At 39.9% G+C, this 17,258-nt stretch carries 18 protein-coding genes; 12 read left to right on the top strand and 6 right to left on the bottom strand.

Annotated elements, in window-relative coordinates; all coding sequences use genetic code 11:
• Positions 1–188, top strand: a 188-nt coding sequence (locus BM380_RS18365) for a hypothetical protein (protein ID WP_217644062.1), incomplete at its 5' end; no start/stop codon positions are given.
• Between the two features lie 226 nt (positions 189–414).
• Here the strand turns inward: BM380_RS18365 and BM380_RS16760 are convergent.
• Positions 415–1,266 (bottom strand): LysR family transcriptional regulator, encoded by an 852-nt coding sequence (locus tag BM380_RS16760; RefSeq protein WP_090495285.1) that lies wholly within the window; start codon positions 1,264–1,266, stop codon positions 415–417.
• Positions 1,267–1,397: 131 nt separating this feature from the next.
• Here BM380_RS16760 and BM380_RS16755 point away from each other — a divergent pair, with 131 nt between their 5' ends.
• Complete coding sequence (locus BM380_RS16755) at positions 1,398–2,063, top strand: FMN-dependent NADH-azoreductase (protein ID WP_090495284.1); 666 nt, start codon at positions 1,398–1,400, stop codon at positions 2,061–2,063.
• Positions 2,064–2,237: 174 nt separating this feature from the next.
• Positions 2,238–2,918 carry a haloacid dehalogenase type II gene (locus BM380_RS16750; protein WP_090495282.1) on the top strand — a complete coding sequence of 227 codons (681 nt, stop codon included), beginning with the start codon at positions 2,238–2,240 and terminating at the stop codon, positions 2,916–2,918.
• Positions 2,919–2,984: 66 nt separating this feature from the next.
• On the opposite strand, the gene BM380_RS16745 is transcribed toward BM380_RS16750, so the two are convergent.
• The gene (locus BM380_RS16745) at positions 2,985–3,434 is read right to left on the bottom strand and encodes a GyrI-like domain-containing protein (RefSeq protein WP_090495280.1); all 450 of its coding nucleotides are present in this window, start codon (positions 3,432–3,434) and stop codon (positions 2,985–2,987) included.
• A gap of 383 nt (positions 3,435–3,817) precedes the next feature.
• Between BM380_RS16745 and BM380_RS16740 the strand changes: the two genes are divergently transcribed.
• Genes BM380_RS16740 through BM380_RS16715 form a run of 6 tightly spaced genes read left to right on the top strand, consistent with a single transcriptional unit; the run spans position 3,818 to position 11,917 of the window.
• Positions 3,818–5,356 (top strand): pyridoxal phosphate-dependent decarboxylase family protein, encoded by a 1,539-nt coding sequence (locus tag BM380_RS16740; protein ID WP_090495279.1) that lies wholly within the window; start codon positions 3,818–3,820, stop codon positions 5,354–5,356.
• Positions 5,356–6,675, top strand: a complete 1,320-nt coding sequence (locus tag BM380_RS16735) for a lysine N(6)-hydroxylase/L-ornithine N(5)-oxygenase family protein (protein WP_090495277.1) — start codon at positions 5,356–5,358, stop codon at positions 6,673–6,675. Before BM380_RS16740 ends, BM380_RS16735 begins: the two co-directional genes overlap by 1 nt.
• Positions 6,672–7,850, top strand: a complete 1,179-nt coding sequence (locus tag BM380_RS16730; RefSeq protein ID WP_090495276.1) for an MFS transporter — start codon at positions 6,672–6,674, stop codon at positions 7,848–7,850. The genes BM380_RS16735 and BM380_RS16730 overlap by 4 nt, the downstream gene beginning before the upstream one ends.
• Before the next feature lie 24 nt (positions 7,851–7,874).
• On the top strand, positions 7,875–10,223 hold the full coding sequence (locus BM380_RS16725) for a GNAT family N-acetyltransferase (RefSeq protein WP_090495274.1): 2,349 nt from the start codon (positions 7,875–7,877) through the stop codon (positions 10,221–10,223).
• Positions 10,216–10,854 carry a hypothetical protein gene (locus BM380_RS16720; protein WP_090495272.1) on the top strand — a complete coding sequence of 213 codons (639 nt, stop codon included), beginning with the start codon at positions 10,216–10,218 and terminating at the stop codon, positions 10,852–10,854. The genes BM380_RS16725 and BM380_RS16720 overlap by 8 nt, the downstream gene beginning before the upstream one ends.
• The gene (locus tag BM380_RS16715; RefSeq protein WP_090495271.1) at positions 10,838–11,917 is read left to right on the top strand and encodes a heparan-alpha-glucosaminide N-acetyltransferase domain-containing protein; all 1,080 of its coding nucleotides are present in this window, start codon (positions 10,838–10,840) and stop codon (positions 11,915–11,917) included. The genes BM380_RS16720 and BM380_RS16715 overlap by 17 nt, the downstream gene beginning before the upstream one ends.
• Positions 11,918–11,954: 37 nt before the next feature.
• Here BM380_RS16715 and BM380_RS16710 read toward each other — a convergent pair whose 3' ends face one another.
• A complete protein-coding gene (locus tag BM380_RS16710) occupies positions 11,955–12,821 on the bottom strand; it encodes a LysR family transcriptional regulator (RefSeq protein WP_090495269.1) in 867 nt (288 codons plus the stop codon).
• A gap of 104 nt (positions 12,822–12,925) precedes the next feature.
• On the opposite strand from BM380_RS16710, the gene BM380_RS16705 reads away from it, so the two are divergent.
• The gene (locus tag BM380_RS16705; RefSeq protein WP_008130525.1) at positions 12,926–13,426 is read left to right on the top strand and encodes a lactoylglutathione lyase family protein; all 501 of its coding nucleotides are present in this window, start codon (positions 12,926–12,928) and stop codon (positions 13,424–13,426) included.
• Between the two features lie 123 nt (positions 13,427–13,549).
• Here BM380_RS16705 and BM380_RS16700 read toward each other — a convergent pair whose 3' ends face one another.
• Together BM380_RS16700 and BM380_RS18445 are read right to left on the bottom strand one after the other, a co-directional pair.
• Positions 13,550–14,125: a DUF6843 domain-containing protein gene (locus tag BM380_RS16700; protein WP_090495268.1), complete on the bottom strand. Its 576-nt coding sequence runs from the start codon at positions 14,123–14,125 to the stop codon at positions 13,550–13,552.
• A 12-nt stretch (positions 14,126–14,137) separates the two neighbouring features.
• On the bottom strand, positions 14,138–14,593 hold the full coding sequence (locus BM380_RS18445) for a hypothetical protein (protein ID WP_254772080.1): 456 nt from the start codon (positions 14,591–14,593) through the stop codon (positions 14,138–14,140).
• Between the two features lie 639 nt (positions 14,594–15,232).
• Here BM380_RS18445 and BM380_RS16690 point away from each other — a divergent pair.
• The gene (locus BM380_RS16690) at positions 15,233–15,676 is read left to right on the top strand and encodes a GNAT family N-acetyltransferase (protein ID WP_090495266.1); all 444 of its coding nucleotides are present in this window, start codon (positions 15,233–15,235) and stop codon (positions 15,674–15,676) included.
• A gap of 38 nt (positions 15,677–15,714) precedes the next feature.
• On the opposite strand, the gene BM380_RS16685 is transcribed toward BM380_RS16690, so the two are convergent.
• Positions 15,715–16,134 (bottom strand): hypothetical protein, encoded by a 420-nt coding sequence (locus tag BM380_RS16685; RefSeq protein WP_010388755.1) that lies wholly within the window; start codon positions 16,132–16,134, stop codon positions 15,715–15,717.
• Between the two features lie 153 nt (positions 16,135–16,287).
• Here BM380_RS16685 and BM380_RS16680 point away from each other — a divergent pair, with 153 nt between their 5' ends.
• Positions 16,288–17,220 carry a ChaN family lipoprotein gene (locus tag BM380_RS16680; protein ID WP_090495287.1) on the top strand — a complete coding sequence of 311 codons (933 nt, stop codon included), beginning with the start codon at positions 16,288–16,290 and terminating at the stop codon, positions 17,218–17,220.
• Positions 17,221–17,258: the final 38 nt, after the last annotated feature.

Genomic DNA, 17,258 nt, shown 5'->3' with positions numbered 1-17,258 from the left:
GACTTACCTCCAAGTTATGGGATAACCCCAAGGTAAGTGTGGCTCAAATGGTCAGAATAGGATCTCCGCGTAGCGGCTTAGTTCAACAATTTAATAGTGCGCTCATCGCGCATATTTCTGCCGACGTCACGCTCATTTTTCTAATTTATATAGTTTTAGCAAATAACCTAAGGTATTACGATCATTAAGTTTTCTAAAAATTTAAAGTAAAGTTAAATAGAACAAGATGCGCTCTTTGCTCATTTTTAAAAATATGTGAGCAAAGAGCTGTTTGATGAATTGATTAGCTATTATATTTATCCAATCTCAATGATCGTTTTTTGCTCAAATTTGACTACTCACAAGCCTACCCCGAAAAGGTAGGCTAATAAACCCTACTTTTAGCTATTACTTAATTAGATTTATAACTAGCCCTTATAAACTCAACAACCCTTCTACCCATTCTAAAACGAGGCGAGTATTTCGGGTTTGAAAGCGCTGCTTATTAGGTATGTAGTAGCAAAAGTCAGATTCAACTACGTGGGTATTAAAGTTTTTAAGTAACTCGGTGTCTAATAATCGTTGTACTAGCGTGGTTGAGCAAAAAACCAGTCCTGAGTCTGCCATAGCTTCTTGAATACCAAATAGCTCTTGGTCAAAGGTTTTAATACTAAATAACGCAGGATCTAAGTTGTTTTGAGTAAGCCATTGTTTAATTGGAGGCTCACTCAGCGCATTGTTTTTCCATTTAGTGGTATAGAGCGTAACTGGGCCGTTTTGCCATGGGATAACCGCGGCTTTGTATGAGCCGAATACGTTAAATTGTTCGGTTTTTATAATGTCATCAGCGTTTATATTGCGCTGCTGGCCAAAGCGAATCGGTAAGGTGTGTAATTGCTTATCAACGGCTTCACTGGTTGATATATCTACTTCAAGATTGGGCTGACTTTTTGATAGTTCCTGTAATGCGGGTATTAAACGCAGTGCGGCCAGTGATGACGTAGTGGTTATTTTAACGGCGGTGCCTTTAGCTTGTACGGTAGCTAGCGCTTGATTAATAAGGTTAAAGCCATTGCTTGTTGCTTCACTTAAATATTCACCTGTGGGGGTAAGAGTGATTTTTCTAACTTGGCGGTAAAATAAATCGACGTTTAAACGGTTTTCAAGGTTATTTATATGATGCGAAATCGCGGTTGGCGTGAGCGATAGTTCATCCGCGGCGGCTTTAAAACTGCCTAAACGCGCCGCAGCTTCAAAGGCTTTGAGTGCTTGTAGTGATACTTGCATGGGGGATTATTCACACCAAATAGAATTAACTTATAGATGAGTATAACTTATTTATAGTTAAGGTTTACTCGTTTGTGAAATATGCCTATTAGTAAGATGATTAACCTACATTTACTAATAGGATAAACAGTATGACTACCCTACTTCACTTTGATGCAAGCGTAAGAGCTGTTAAAAACGACAACCCAGATCACGATTCAATCTCTAAAAATATTGCTAAGCATTTTATTGATAGCTTTGCAAAGCGCCAAGCTATAGATGAGTATTTTTATCGTGATGTTGGTGTGAATCCTCCGTCTTTTATTACCCAAGACTGGATAGGCGCAGTATTTACACCTGATGATAAAAAGACTGCTGAGCAACATCAGTTACTGGCCTTGTCAGACACATTAATCGCTGAAATTGCCGCTGCCGATATTATTGTGATTTCCTCGCCTATGTATAACTACGGTATGCCCGCACAGTTAAAAGCATGGTTTGATCAAGTAATACGTATTAACCAAACTTTTGATTTTGATCTTTCCCGTGGGGATTTTCCGCTACAACCTCTACTTGGAGGTAAAACATTAGTTGTGATCACCTCAACCGGTGAGTTTGGTTTTGAGCAAGGTGGTATACGTGAGCATATGAGCCATTTAGTGCCGCACTTACGTACGTTGAGTAAATATTTAGGCGTGAGCACCATTCATGAAATTGCCTCAGAATATCAAGAGTTTGCCGATGTACGCCATCAACTATCGCTCGATAATGCTTATAGCCACGCAACAGCGCTAGGGCTACAGTTAAGTAATCAATAATATTTACATATAAAAATACCGCATATACTGTGCGGTATTTTTAACCAAACCGTAACAGGGGTTTACAGTAACGGCTTAAAATGCGGGCGCTTTTACTGTACTTTATTAACTGATAAGGTAATTAAGCGAAGCAATAAAATTGCGCTTTAGTAACGATTTAAACAGGAGTCATTAATGGCAACTACACTGGCGTTTGATGTATACGGTACGCTTATAAACACCCATGGCGTGGTGTCGTTACTTGAAAATATGGTTGGTGATAACGCGCACGCATTTTCAACTACTTGGCGTGAAAAACAACTCGAATATTCGTTTAGGCGTGGCTTAATGCAAAACTACGTGCCGTTTTCGGTGTGTACTGAGCAGGCACTTAATTATGCGTGTTTACTGCACAAGGTAACTTTAAGCGATGAGCAAAAAGCACAGTTGTTAGCACGCTATAAAACACTCCCCGCATTTGATGATGTTAAAGCAGGGCTTGAGAGCTTAAAAGCACAAAACTATCGGTTATTTGCGTTTTCTAATGGTGCGGCCAGTGCGGTAAATACCTTGCTCGAAGCGGCAGGCATAAGTGATTACTTTGAAGGCGTGGTGAGCGCCGATGACATTAAAACTTTTAAACCCAACCCCGGTGTTTATAGTCATTTTTTACGCGAGGCACATTCAACCGGTGCTAATACCTGGTTGATATCGAGTAATCCATTTGATGTGATTGGGGCGTTATCGCACGGTATGCGTGCTGCGTGGATACAGCGCTCAAATGAGGCTATTTTTGATCCCTGGGAGCTTGAGCCTACAATAACGGCGTGCGATTTACATGATTTAAAAACCAAGCTGGCCAGTAATAACCAATGATTTAGTTGGCAGGGGTTGAATTACAGCAATGAAAGGCTAGGTTTGCGCTTACAAACCTAGCCGTTTTTAGTCTTCTATTGCAATAGCAATTTCTATTTCGTTACTGCTTTTATAGTACTCAAAGTCGCTAGTGTAGGTGCGGGCATAACGGCAATCGTCTGAGCTGAAGTATTGCCAAATTTCGCCCCATAAATCTATTACTGCATCGGGCATTTCACCCTCACCTTTAAATACCAAATAACGCCCCGCTTGGGTGGTTACTTTTTTAGCTTCAGGGAGTTTAATTGATAAATTATCGCAGCAGGCAATTACGTCAAAGTCCCCAGTGAGATCGCTTTCGTAATTAGTATACACACCATACACTTTGGTGTTTTTTGTAAGGCTGTTGGCAAACTTTTCACCAAATTTTTGCCAAAGTTCAGCTATATTTGCAGTGCCAGCGTTCATTTCATTGGCGTTGCAGGTTCTTACTTTTAAGCCGATTAAGGTCTGACTTGCTAATTGTTTTACTTCCATCATGACGTCCTTTAGCGTTAATACAAACACCAACGTAACAGAAAAACCGCCAATACTTTAAATTTTGTATTAAATATTTCATAAACAGTGGTAATTAAGCTCAATTGCGTGTTTATTGCTCATGTTTAAATAGGTGCCAATCGCTAAACGTGGCTTTGCTACCGCTAAAATAATTGCTCAACTTCCCTCTTTTTTAACTTTATTTTTGCATGTAATGCTTGTCGTTTAATAATATGGCTTATCGATTTTTGTTAAAAATATACGACAAGCTTATTAGCTCTAATTTAAAAAAAGTTGCTATCTAACCTTTTTTCATTATTGTAAATAGAAATCATTATCATTAAGATCCTTGCACCTAAAAAGTGTACTCAAGGAATGTTGATGTGTCTCAATCTCACGTGTTAAATATTAATACCATTGAAAAACAGGCTGTATTTGAACAAAGCGGCTTGCCCCCACAATTCAATTTAGAGCAGTTCATTAATTATCAAATAGCGTCATTGCAAGGGTTGTCGGCAGTACAGCAAGCGATGGCTAAAGCCCAAAAGCCATTTTCAGGTGTGTCGGTAAATGCGTTAGCAAAAGTAGTAAACGATGTTGATTTATCAAAGCCTTTGGCTGACTTTCCGGCGGTGCTTGAAGAACTAAAAGGCGTGTATTTAGATCATGCCGTGTATTTTCATCATCCTCGCTACATGGCGCATTTAAACTGCCCTGTAACCTATCCTGCTGTGGTGGCCGAACACATTATTGCTGCTATTAATACCTCGGTAGATACGTGGGATCAAAGCGCAGGCGCGACGTTAATTGAGCAAAAGCTGATTGATTGGACATGCCAAAAAGCAGCATTGCCAAGCACTGCCGATGGAGTATTTACTAGTGGCGGCACACAATCAAACTTAATGGCAATGTTGGTTGCTCGTGAAGTAGCAGTAAGCCGATATGCGCCAGAGCATCAGGTAAAACTTCAGGGCTTACCGGCTGTTGCATCGCGTTTTAAAATTTATTGCTCTGAGGTGGCCCATTTTAGTATTCAAAAAGCAGCGGCGTTACTGGGCTTAGGTTACAACGCCGTGGTGCCGGTGGCTACAAACCGCGAAATGCAAATGGATATGGAGGCACTTAAAACCGCCATAGCAACAAGCAAAGCGCAAGGTGATTTACCCATTGCAGTGGTTATTACCGCAGGCACAACCGATTTTGGCTCTATCGATCCAATCCATAATATTGCCATGCTAGCTAAAGAAGAGCAGCTATGGTGCCACGTAGATGGCGCTTATGGTGGCGGTTTGTTGGTAAGCGAGCACCACCGCAATGCGCTTAATGGCATTGAGTTGGTTGATTCAATAACTATTGATTATCACAAATCATTTATGCAACCGGTTAGTTGTAGTGCCTTTTTATTAAGCGACAAACGTCATTTTAGCCACATTACTTTGTATGCCGATTATTTAAACCCATTAGCAGAGGCCGGAAATGGCACGCCTAATTTGGTTGATAAAAGCCTGCAAACCACTCGCCGTTTTGATGCCTTAAAGTTATGGCTAACACTGCGCACCACAGGAGAAGCACCGCTGGGTCGCGCGTTCGATAAAGTTATTGGTCTTGCGCGCCAAACGCATATTGTACTTAACGACCATCCCGACTTTGAAGTAGTTAACTACCCCGAGCTTAGTGCCTTGGTATTTAGATTTGCTCCTGATGATTTAAAACATGACCTTGATTTACTCGACTCTTTAAACCTGCATGTACGACAAACGTTTTTACAAACCGGTGAAGCCATGGTTGCCCGCACAAAAATAAATGGCCGCCATTATCTTAAATTTACATTGCTTAATGCGCAGTGCCAATTATCTGATGTACGCGCTGTTATTGAGCAAATTAGCCACATTGCATGGCAAACTTATAGGGAAATTGCATAATGGATAATCAACCTTACGATTTTATAGCTATTGGCCTTGGCCCATTTAACTTATCTTTAGCGTGTTTAAGTGAACCGCTCGAAGATGTAAAAAGCCTGTTTTTAGAACAGCGCAGTGAGTTTGATTGGCACCCTGGAATGATGCTAGAAGGCGTTACATTACAAACTCCGTTTATGTCGGATTTAGTAACCATGGCAGATCCAACCAGCCAATATAGCTTTTTAAATTATGCCAAATTAAATAATCGCTTATACCCGTTTTATATTCGCGAAAGCTTTTTTTTATTGCGCCGTGAATACAACTTATATTGCCAATGGGTTTGCTCGCAGCTTTCAAATGTTAACTTTGAACAAACAGTCACTCAAGTTGAATTTTGCCCGCAAAGTGAGTGTTATACCGTTAGCTGTAACACCCCTAATGGTATGCAACATTATGTAACTCGCCATATTGTTTTGGGCACAGGGCCTGCACCGTATATTCCTGATTGCGCTGTGCAAAGTAACTCAAATAAGGTAATGCACAGTAGCGATTTTTGTCATCGGCTTGATGAATTAAAGGCAGCTAAACGGGTTACTGTGGTAGGGGCTGGGCAAAGTGCAGCAGAAATTTACCACACCTTATTGCAGCAAGCAGTACCGCAAGGCTTGCAGTTAGATTGGATAGCACGTTCACCGCGCTATTTTCCGCTTGAGTATACTAAGCTCACCCTTGAAATGACCTCTCCTGAGTATGTAGATTACTTTTATAATTTAAAAACTGAGCAGCGAGATTGGCTCAATCAAAACCAAAAAAATCTATTTAAAGGCATTAATGGCGATTTAATTAACGACATTTTCGACACCCTCTACGCGCAAAGCCTTGATGGGTCAATTTCTACTACATTTAAAACTAACAGTAGGCTAACAGGCACTCAAAAAGTAGGTAAGCGTTTACTGACTGAGTTTTATCATCAGGAGCTTGAGCAGCCCTTTTCAATAGAAACCGACTTTTTAATTTGCGCCACGGGCTTTAAATATCAGCGCCCTGCTTTTTTAAATAATATTGCCCATCAATTACCCCAAGATGAGCAAGGTCGTTATTTAGTAAGCCGTGAATATGCGGTAGATAGCGAACAAAAACGTATTTTTGTACAAAATGCCGAGCAGCATACTCATGGTTTTGTAACCCCAGATTTAGGTATGGCTTGCTACCGTAATAGTATTATTTTACGTGAAATTTTAGGTTATGCGCCTTATCAGGTTGAGCAAAAAATTGCCTTTCAAAACTTTGATTTAAGTGATGTTACCCTATCAACACAACAGCAGAGTAGCGCCGCATGAGTCTTCGTTTAGCGCTAATTTTGCTGACGGTTATTTCGGTGGTATGCGATACCTTGCTGCTACCGTTTTATCCGCAATTTTTTGCTAGTGAATTTGCTATTAGTAACGCCACTCTAATCGGCCTCTTTGTGGCTAACTGTTGTATTACTGTAATGCTGGCTTTACCGCTATGGGCTAAGGTCGCTAAAAAATACAATGAATTGGCTTTGTGGTTAGTAACCCAAGTAGTAGCCGCTGGTTTTGGCCTGCTTTGCTACTTTGCGACCAATGTGTGGGAGTTTTGGATTTACTACCAACTTATGTTGGTGCTAAAGGCAAGCTACCTACTTATATACCCATTTGCACTGCGATTAGAGCAACAAACTAAGCATTTATCTATTATTGGTTTGTTTTCTGTATTGATGCATTTTGGTGCGATTGGTGGTGCTTTAATTGGTGGTTACTTCTTTAGTTTAGCAGAGCCACGCTATGCGTTATTACTCAGTAGTGCCGGTGACCTAGTTCAGGTTTTATTATGCGCCTACTTAATGTATTCATTAAAAACAGGTATTTATCAGCAAGCAATAGCGACTGAAAAACCGCGAGAACGTATTCCCTATTTTATTTGGCAATTTTGCTTTTTAAGTGTGGTGGTATATTTTAGCGCGTTTTTAATTCGTCCCTTCTTTACAACTCATTGGCAAGCATTAAACGCACAAAGCAGCACGTTGCAAAGTGCTGTTGTATACGCCATTCCTGCTTTTGCAGCGCTTGTTATGCTGGTTTTTAACCATTTCAGGCAGCATTTACCACTTCCAACATTAAGCCGCACGAGCACTTTGTTATGTGCACTTATTTTGGGGGCGTTTGGGCTTTATTTACAAGCGCAGGAGTCGGTGGGGTTAGTGATTTTATCACGTGTTTTATATGGCTTTGCGCTATTTCAAGTGATGGTACTGCTAGAGGTAATGCTATTTGCTAAAAGTGAGCCTGCACATTACGGCAGCGACTTTGCCAAAGTGCACATTGCTCAAAATATCGGGGTTATTTTAGCGTCGTTACTAGTGGGTATGAGCGTAGAGCACCTTTCAACAACGATTGTGTTTTACTTTGCTGCCATTGGCTTTGCAAGCCTTGCCTTTATTTTGCTTTGGCGGGTTAAGGCTGTTGCTCGAACTGCGCGTTCAGCGTCTTAGTTTTTAAGATTTATTGGAGTTTTTATGTATTTTTCATCTTTTGTAACCACCCTACAGCATACCGGCAAAGTGACGATGCGGTTATTACAACAAACAGATATGCCAACAGTTTGCGATTGGCTTAAGCAACCGTATGCGCACTTTTGGGGTATGCAGCAGCAAACCGAGCAACAAATAACTAAAGCGTATCAAGATATTTTTGTTACGCCTCATCATCAGGCATACGTGATCGAGCAAAATAATAACCTATTGGCTTTAGTTGAGCTTTATAGCCCAGAGCACGAAAGCTTAATGAAAGCGGCGTACGAGGTTGAACCGAATGATGTAGGTATGCATATTTTATTAGCGCCTAACTCGGCACCTAAGCGCCATTTTAGTTTTGAAATGATGCAGTGCGTGTTGCAAAGTATTTTTGCTCAAAACAGTGCCGCCCGTGTTGTGGTTGAGCCCGACATTGCTAATAGTAAAATTCATACGTTAAATAAGCGTTTGGGATTTGTGCACACCAAGCAAATTCAACTGGGCGAAAAAGCGGCTTATTTAGGCTTTTGTGACAAAGCAGCCTTTGATAGGCACAGCCAACTATTTACTGATTCGTTAGCACCTTTGCAAACTGATTACGTGATACAGCCACATTGGCAATGGGCAAACCGACATTTACAAGCTAAAGCCCTGACTGAGCTAGTGCACGAGCGTTTATTGGCTGCAGAGACAACAAAGCAAGGCTTTAAAGTAAACGTTGAAGGCGGTTACTTTATTTTTAATGGCCGTGCTATGGCACTGAATCATATAGATATAGACGAGCCAAGCTTATGCTTTTACAACCTTAACGAAGAGCTGCAGCCGCTAGATGTGTTGCACTTTTTTAGTATGCAAGGGCCTGCGCTAGGCTTAACGGGTAAGCGCCTTGCCACCTACCTTGAAGAGCTAAATGCTACTTTAGCCAGTGCGTGCTTCAAACGCGAAAATAACACCTTAACAGCGGCGCAGTTAGCTAATTTAGGGCTGCAAAAAATAGAAGCCGCAATGAGTGAAGGGCATCCTGCCTTTGTTGCTAATAATGGCCGCATTGGTTTTAGTAAAGCTGACTTTTTACGTTATGCGCCAGAAGTAGGCAAACCGTTTAAAGTACTGTGGTTAGCAGCGCATAAAGCGGTATGCGACTTTGCCCATAGTGAATACTTTGCCGACTACACAAGCCATATAAGTGATGAGCTAGATTTAACCTCCCGAGATGCTTTTAACAAAGCGCTAAAAGCTCAAAACCTAAACCCCGATGATTACTTACTCATTCCTGCTCACCCTTGGCAGTACCAACACAAATTGAGTGTGGTATTTGCAAATGAGTTGGCAAATCAGCGATTAGTGTATTTAGGTGAAGGTGACGATTTATATCAAGCGCAACAATCAATTCGTACCTTATATAATTGCTCGCACCCGCATAAGCCGTATTTAAAAGTGGCGTTGTCGATTTTAAATATGGGATTTATGCGTGGCCTATCGCGTGCTTACATGGCGGTGACTCCTGCCATTAACGATTGGGTATTTGAAAAGGTTAGCCAAGATCAACAACTCGCAGGTGCTAATTTTACAGCGCTTAGAGAATACGCCACCTTAGGTTATGCCCATCATACGTTTGAGCAAAGCGCGCTGGGAGATACACCCTATCGTAAAATGTTTGCCTGCTTATGGCGAGAAAACCAAAATCATAATTTAAATAGTGATGAACAACTGACCACCATGGCAGCGTTATTACACTTAGATAATAATGGCCAAAGTTTAGTGGGCGAATGGATAACGCAAAGTGGTTTGAGCACGCAGCAGTGGTTACGTGCCTACTTTAATGCTTATTTAATTCCGCTAGTACATTGCTTTTACGCGCATAAATTAGTGTTTATGCCTCACGGCGAAAACCTCATTTTAAAGCTTAAAAATTCGGTGCCAGTGGGCGCATATATGAAAGACATAGGTGAAGAGGTTGCTTTACTTAATAGCACTGAAGTATTGCCTGCAGGGGTTGAACGTATTCATGTTTCTATGCCTAAAGAGCTTGAGTTGTTAAGTATATTTACCGATGTATTTGACTGCTTCTTTAGATACTTAGTAGCAATTTTAGTGCGAGAAGAGCGTATTACAGAGCATGACTTTTGGCAGTGTGTTACCCAAAGTGTTAAAGCATATCAACATGCTAATCCTGCTTTAAATGAGCGATTTAAAGAGTATGACTTTTTTAGTGATGAGTTTGCTCACTCTTGTTTAAACCGCTTACAGCTGGGTAATAATGAGCAAATGGTTGATTTAACGGATCCGGCAGGTAGTTTGCAGTTTGCTGGTAACTTAAACAACCCCGTATCGGCAAAGCTGTATGGCTAAACCGATTACCCTTGCGCAGTTTTTATATTGCCAACAACCCGTGCAACGAACTTTTAAACCGAGCTTATTATTAGTGCGCGCTTTAACAGTTCGTTGTAAGGCGCAGTACCCTACTGCGCCTAAGCAATTTATTAGTCGGCATTTGTATTTACAGCTTTGCTGGCAAGCTATTTACGCTTATTGCTATTGGTTTGCTTGCAAGCAAAGTACGGCTGCTCCCATTAACATGCCGTTAGCGGTAAATGGCGCTTATTGTCGTGGGTTTAACCTGAATAATGGCGTGTTAGTAAGTAAAACTGAGCAAACCAAAGCGTTTACTCATTTTATAAGCCAAGTTGGTGAATGGGTAAATACCGACTATGCACTTGGTAAAAAAGAACAAGCTCGGTTATTACTCGATTCATTAAGTAGCGCCATTGAGCGAGCTCATAGCTTAGACCTTGCTACTACTTTACATATCAACAATTGCCATCGTCAGCTGCACATCCTTATTTGTGAACACTTTAATCTTGATACGCCATTTACTGAAAAACCCCAGCGTTTAACCTGTTGCCGCTATTATTTAGCCGGTTATAGCAAATGCCAAACCTGCCCTAAAAAGGACATTAAAACCAATGAACCAACGTCTTAAAACGATTGATCTTGCGCGTGGTGCGAGCGTTTTTATTATGATTATTGTGCATACCTTATGGATGTATGCCAACACAGCGCTTCAAAGTGAAAGCGCATTTGGTACGGTTGTGCATATACTTGGCAAAGGCACCGCCTCGTTTTTGGTGGCAATGGGACTGTCTATGGCACTTTCGCGTAGGCAAACACCCTTACTTTTAATTAAGCGAGGTTTACAGCTTTTACTGCTTGCCTATTTAATGAATGCGGCCAAGTTTTGGCTACCTATTGAAGTATTTAATACTATGCCTGAGGCGTTTATAAATGCGTATGGCTGGCAAAGTCCGCTCAGTGCTGGGCAGTTACAATTTATGGTGTTAACAGGTGATATTTTACAACTGGCTGGAGTTAGCTTATTGCTGTTTGGTGTACTTAATATTGCCCGTTGGAAAACAACATGGATTGCGGTTTTAGCCATTGCAATTGCAGTTATGAGCCAGTTTGTAAGGGGGCAGCAATTTACGCTTTCACCTTATATCAGTGATTTGTTTTTTGCTAATAACTATCAGGTGTATTTTCCGGTATTTCCTTGGATAAGTGCGATATTAACGGGATATGTACTTGGTCGTTTATACCTTAGTAACCAACAAAATGCCGATTACTTATATAAAGTATGTGCACAACTCGGTGCTGCTTTACTTGTTATTGGCGGCATATGGTTAGCCATTGATTTTAAAGGGCAGTTTGGCAACTTTTTCCATTTAAATGGCGGCGGTATTAGCTATTTAATTGGCTTAAATTTATGTGCACTAGCGGCTATACAGTTTATTTTTGCTGATAAATATAATGGCCCTATTACACGTGCTCTTTTATATGCCAGTAAACATGTAACCGCGCTTTATGTTATTCAATGGGTACTTATTTGCTGGTTTATGGGGGCGCTTGGTTATCATACTCTCAGCCTTTGGCCGACACTTTGTATGATGGTACTGATGACTTTACTTACTTTTGCTGTGCACAAGGTTTATTTAAAAAGCAAACAAAGCTTCATAGATATTACGCAAAAAACCAAGCGTACAGCTTAAGCTGTAAAGGGGCTTTACGGGCGCTGATTTGGGTGCCCTAGCCTGCTTTTATTGCGTCAATAACGCTATGCATACGCTTTGCTAACGGCCTATTTCGATGATGGCACACATAAATATTTTCGCTAATTGGATTAGCTAAATGATGCGTTTTAATAAGCGCAGGTTTATTAAATGCGCTAACGGCGTGCGCAGGTAAAACTGTAAAACCCAGCCCTAAACTTACCGGCTCCAGTATTAAACTTATTTGGTTAGAAAACCCCGTTTGCTTTATTTGATCAACATGTTCAAATTCACTGTAGTTTTCGCTAAGTAAAAGCTGTGCATGATGTTTTGCATCGGGGTGGCTAATAAAACCCAGTTCATTTAATGCGCTCCAGGTTGGGCTTTTTATTGCGGCCGGTGTTACCAATAGTAAAGGCTCTTGGCCTATTTTATGGCTGGTTACCTCGCTTAGGGTAGGCGCTTGAGTTAAAAAGCCAATATCGGCACTATGGTTTGCCACTGCTTGTTCAACACTGGTATTTGGAGCAAAGCGGTAATCTATAATTAGCTCCTTGTGCTCTACTTGCAGTGCTAATAGTTGATTGTAAAACTGCAGCCCGCAACTGCCTGGCGACTGTATTTTAACTAAACCGCTGTAAGGTGAATCATCTTTTAATTGCTGCTCTAAAAACTGCCATTCTTTGAGTAACTGACTCCCCTGCTGATATAAGTTTTGACCCTGAACGGTAAGGGTAAATTGTTTACCGTGGCGCTCAAGCAAGGCGCAATCTAGTTGCTGCTCTAACTTTTTTATATGTTGGCTTACGCCTGACTGGGTCATATAAAGGCGCTCGGCGGTTTGGGTAAAATGGTTTACCTCAACTAAAGTACAAAACGTGTTTAACCATGTAGGATTTATCATTACAAAATATACTCAAAATGATGATTAATGATAATTTTACTTAATGTTGGTCAATTCGTAAACTAACTCCATCAACTAAACATAGTTAAGTAGGAGTATTTATTATGAGTCATACATATCCACGTAGTTTTTCGCACATTGGTATTTCAGTACCGGATGTTGAAAAAGCCGTAGAGTTTTACACTAAGGTGATGGGCTGGTACACCATAATGGAGCCTACCGTGATCACTGAAGACAACAGCCCAATTGGCGAAATGTGTACCGATGTATTTGGTCCAAATTGGGAAAAATTTAAAATAGCGCACCTTTCAACAGGCGACCGAATTGGTGTAGAAATTTTTGAATTTAAAGACCAAGAAAACCCTAAAGACAACTTTGAATACTGGAAAACCGGTATCTTCCATTTCTGTGTACAAGACCCAGATGTAGAAGGCTTAGCGGATCGTATTGTTGCTGCAGGTGGTAAAAAACGTATGCCAGAGCCACGCTACTATTACCCTGGTGAAAAGCCGTACCGCATGATCTACATGGAAGACCCGTTTGGTAACATCCTTGAGATTTACAGCCACAGCTACGAGCTTATATATAGCGCTGGTGCTTATTAAAAGCATTTAGCTAAAAACAAAAGCCGCAGTATTTATTACTGCGGCTTTTTTATTTGAATAGCTTTAGTAATTAGCTAAGTAATACGTCGGATATTGGCATTTTGAAAAAGTAACTACATTTTATTATTGGTGTGATGTAACATCTTTACTATTCTTACACATACCTTTGAAAAGTTTTTCATCTATATTTTTGTGCTTAATAGCATTGTATATACTGAATAAATTTTTCCTGTCGGTTTGTTCTGCGTCTGTACCAACCGTAAAATTTTGATTAATCACAGTACAGCCATATATTGGACCCGATTCACCTAGGCCACCCACATACACAGTTCTTGTTTCTCCATCGTCTGTAGTATCTTTATCTTTTAATGAAGAGTCTTCGCTTATGGGTGTTCTTTCATTCGCATTACTCACTTCAAAGTATTGTATTTGATTGTTTTCAATCCAGCCCTCGTTGGCATCCATTTGTGTAACCAGTATACCTGATGGTGGTATTTCATATACCCGAGAGCCGTCTTCGTATTTCGGTGGATGCCCGTTTGGTGCATTAAATATTATGTATAGAGAGCCAACATAATTTTCAGGTATAAGGTAAATTACGGGTTCACTTTTTTTAACCTCTGTACAGGCTGATAATAACGATATCATTGAACCAAAAAACAATATTTTAAAAAAGTGTGCTTTAAAGATGAGTTTCATCGAGTCGCCTTTTTACTTAAGTAAGCCATTAAAACAGTTTTCTAAACTCGCTTTTTCAAGCAGCATACAATGACCACTATTTGCTGGAATAGAAGTAAAACGATAATTCCAATCCGCTATTTTATGAAAGCTTAATTTAGGGTATTTATTTGCCTGTCTAAATAGTTCATCGCCTACGGTCCCTTTAAAACTACCATTATTGTTGAGAGGCAAGCGGAGTGCACTTACAATCATTGGGTAATCAGCGTTGAGAGATAAACTTAGTGGTGGCGCACCTTTGCGAACATGTATACCAAGAGAGATAGCTCGCCCACCAGGACCAACAATAAATGCTTCACAATTAGGAAAAGCATCGCCAGTGATATAAGTAACTATATCCATGTGACCGCTAACAGTATCAATGTCTATAATAATTTTATACTTAACATTTAAAGTTGGCACGTATGAAAAGTCTAATCTTTCTTGCATCTGAGGTGAGCCAGGCATTGCGTGATTAACTCCCCCGTATTGGCCGTCTAACCGATACTGATAAATACTATTATTAGTTGGAGGTTTTTCTTTGAGGGTAACACTGGTGCTAGGTTACCAGAATATATTCTTTTCTTATCTTCCCACGGTGCTTTTGATGGATCTGATATTGTATCAATAGATACTAATTTTACTATTTTTTGTAGAAAGCCGTAGACGATGCCAAATCCTTGAGGTCGTAGGTTTAATACCACTAGGTTTTAGCGAAAACCCTCGATTTATCTCCTTCAAACATTGGTCCAGACCAGCCAAAGTCTTTTTCAGGGTGAAATGAGCATATATTAATTTCGTAGTTTGCTAATTGAATAGCCATAACCTTAATTCCATTTATTGATAATTAAAAATCCGTTTCTATAATAGTAACACCAGCTTAAGAGCATAACAATTCTGTAAAAGCTTCAAAAGCACAGTATTATTGTTTGTTATCAATAAAGAATTACACGTGTCATATACACAAAGCCGCAGTATTTATTACTGTGGTTTTGTGCCTAAAAAGAATACATTGCCTAGATATGTTAGTGCTGATAACGTGATAAAACAAAACTACTTATAACTCCATGTTTTAAATTAAGGACAATAATGAACATTTCATTGGAAGATGTCACCTCTGCTAATTACGAAGAGGTATGCGATTTAGACGTTACCAAAGCGCAACAAGAATACGTAGCGTGTAATATGTGGTCGTTAGTTGAGTCTCATTATAATGTTGGGTATACCTGTAAAGCTATTTACCAAAATAATGAGCCTGTAGGCTTTTTTATGTGGGTACAAGAAACCCTTACAAAAGTTTCTATTTGGCGTTTTATGGTAGATGAACATCATCAAAATAAAGGTATTGGCCGCCAAGCATTATTAATGGCAATTGCAGAGATTAAAACGACTTCTAAGCTTGAACAAATCGAGATTTGTTATAACCCGCAAAACCCTGTTGCTAAGGATTTTTATTCTAGTTTTGGGTTTGAAGAAGTTGGCCTAGATGAAGACGAAGAAGATATGTTAGCCATTATTAATATAAAAAGTTAACCCAATTTTGTTTAGCGCGTTGCTTATTGCCATAAAGATTAGTGCTTAGTAAGGTGTGGAGGATGTTGCAGTGCTAATTTTTTTAGCTGTGTAATGCATGAAAGCGCTAAGTCATGATATTCATCATCGCTATACAATATCTCGTTTAGCAGATTAATAGATTGTATGAGTGCATTGTGCGCAGCACTTTGTTCGTCTAAAAAGTGAAGTGTGGAATAAAGGCGCTCTGTAAGTGAGGTAATTTGTATGATTTGCTGTTTATTCGCACAGTTATACATTTGAGCTAATAAGGACGCACTTTCAAGTGCACACCCCAAATACGGCAATGCTTGTGCAAATTGGTATCGTTTAAACAGCGCTTCGCCACTTAGCTGCGCATTTTGAATATCTATAATTGCTTGTTCTGGTTGACATAAAACATGTTGTTTGTGTCGAGCACATAAAAAAGGTAATGCCATGGTACGTTCCATATCTGTTTATTTTTTAAGACTGTAAAACAGAAACTCCAAAATATCAAATGATAATTGTTTTTATTTGCATTTGTAGGTTTGAAGCAGTTTGTTGTGTATACTAACTTCATTGTTTTGATTCTTATTTTTATAAAAACCGATATGAAAAACCCATTTTTAGCACTTGTTTTACTCAGTGGATTATCAGGCTGCAGTATAAACACAGTATCAGTATCTCAAAGTTCATCCTTGTATAATTACGGGCTTTATAATGCAAATGGCCAGCGAGTTAATTCAATATTGTCAGAATCCACGCTTTTGAATGCCGATGTTGTTTTAGTCGGTGAATGGCATACACACCCCGGTGTGCACTTATTTCAGGCTGAGCTGTTTCAGCAATTAAGCACGCAAAATAAGCCTATTGCTCTATCGCTTGAGCAATTTAGCCGCGCTGATCAGCAAACACTAAACCTTTACGTTGAGAGTAAAATAGGTGAACAATACCTAATTGATAATACTAAGGCTTGGCCTAATTATAAGAGCGATTATCGTGCGTTAGTGGAATTGGCGAAGATACAAAATAGCGATGTAATAGCTGCAAATGCGCCTAAACACATTGTTACCTGTATTGGTCGCCAAGGTATTAATTATATTAATAAGCTTGACCCACAACAGCGTAGTTTTATTGCAAAAGAGATAGATACTTCTCCAAGCCTTTATAAAGAACGCTTTATGCAATCCATGCATCATGGAACGGCGAGTAAAAACGAAAAACTTTACGCCGCGCAAGTTACTTGGGATGAAACCATGGCTGAGTCTATCGTTAACTATATTAGTCAAAATAAGGGCAAGCAGGTTATACATTTAGCCGGTGATTTTCATGTGAGAAATGGTGAAGGCATAGCGCGGGTAATTAAGCGAATTGCCCCAGAGCTTAATGTTGTATGGGTTTCGCCAGTATCAAAAGTACAATCTGAGCAAAGTGGTTATCAATTAGAAGTTAACGCTTTGCCTGCTCGCTATGTGCAAAAAGCACATCAACAAGCTGCATTTAAAGCTTTAGCCAAACGAGGGGAGAAAACACAGTGCCAATAATAGGTTGGCACTGTGTTTGTGTAATACACTTTTTAATA

This window comes from Pseudoalteromonas sp. DSM 26666 (assembly GCF_900116475.1).
GTDB classification, from domain to species: Bacteria; Pseudomonadota; Gammaproteobacteria; order Enterobacterales; family Alteromonadaceae; genus Pseudoalteromonas; species Pseudoalteromonas tetraodonis.
The sequence above is the reverse complement of the archived record's forward strand: the minus strand, read 5'-3'. Positions and strand labels throughout refer to the sequence as shown.

Excerpts from the sequence above, each read along its gene's own strand:
- BM380_RS16710 (WP_090495269.1), bottom strand. The coding sequence starts at position 12,821 with ATGATAAATCCTACATGGTTAAACACGTTTTGTACTTTAGTTGAGGTA.
- BM380_RS16720 (WP_090495272.1), top strand. The coding sequence starts at position 10,216 with ATGGCTAAACCGATTACCCTTGCGCAGTTTTTATATTGCCAACAACCC.
- BM380_RS16750 (WP_090495282.1), top strand. The coding sequence starts at position 2,238 with ATGGCAACTACACTGGCGTTTGATGTATACGGTACGCTTATAAACACC.
- BM380_RS16735 (WP_090495277.1), top strand. The coding sequence starts at position 5,356 with ATGGATAATCAACCTTACGATTTTATAGCTATTGGCCTTGGCCCATTT.
- BM380_RS16715 (WP_090495271.1), top strand. The coding sequence starts at position 10,838 with ATGAACCAACGTCTTAAAACGATTGATCTTGCGCGTGGTGCGAGCGTT.
- BM380_RS16680 (WP_090495287.1), top strand. The coding sequence starts at position 16,288 with ATGAAAAACCCATTTTTAGCACTTGTTTTACTCAGTGGATTATCAGGC.
- BM380_RS18445 (WP_254772080.1), bottom strand. The coding sequence starts at position 14,593 with ATGCAAGAAAGATTAGACTTTTCATACGTGCCAACTTTAAATGTTAAG.
- BM380_RS16725 (WP_090495274.1), top strand. The coding sequence starts at position 7,875 with ATGTATTTTTCATCTTTTGTAACCACCCTACAGCATACCGGCAAAGTG.
- BM380_RS16700 (WP_090495268.1), bottom strand. The coding sequence starts at position 14,125 with ATGAAACTCATCTTTAAAGCACACTTTTTTAAAATATTGTTTTTTGGT.
- BM380_RS16730 (WP_090495276.1), top strand. The coding sequence starts at position 6,672 with ATGAGTCTTCGTTTAGCGCTAATTTTGCTGACGGTTATTTCGGTGGTA.
- BM380_RS16755 (WP_090495284.1), top strand. The coding sequence starts at position 1,398 with ATGACTACCCTACTTCACTTTGATGCAAGCGTAAGAGCTGTTAAAAAC.
- BM380_RS16685 (WP_010388755.1), bottom strand. The coding sequence starts at position 16,134 with ATGGCATTACCTTTTTTATGTGCTCGACACAAACAACATGTTTTATGT.
- BM380_RS16760 (WP_090495285.1), bottom strand. The coding sequence starts at position 1,266 with ATGCAAGTATCACTACAAGCACTCAAAGCCTTTGAAGCTGCGGCGCGT.
- BM380_RS16690 (WP_090495266.1), top strand. The coding sequence starts at position 15,233 with ATGAACATTTCATTGGAAGATGTCACCTCTGCTAATTACGAAGAGGTA.
- BM380_RS16745 (WP_090495280.1), bottom strand. The coding sequence starts at position 3,434 with ATGGAAGTAAAACAATTAGCAAGTCAGACCTTAATCGGCTTAAAAGTA.
- BM380_RS16705 (WP_008130525.1), top strand. The coding sequence starts at position 12,926 with ATGAGTCATACATATCCACGTAGTTTTTCGCACATTGGTATTTCAGTA.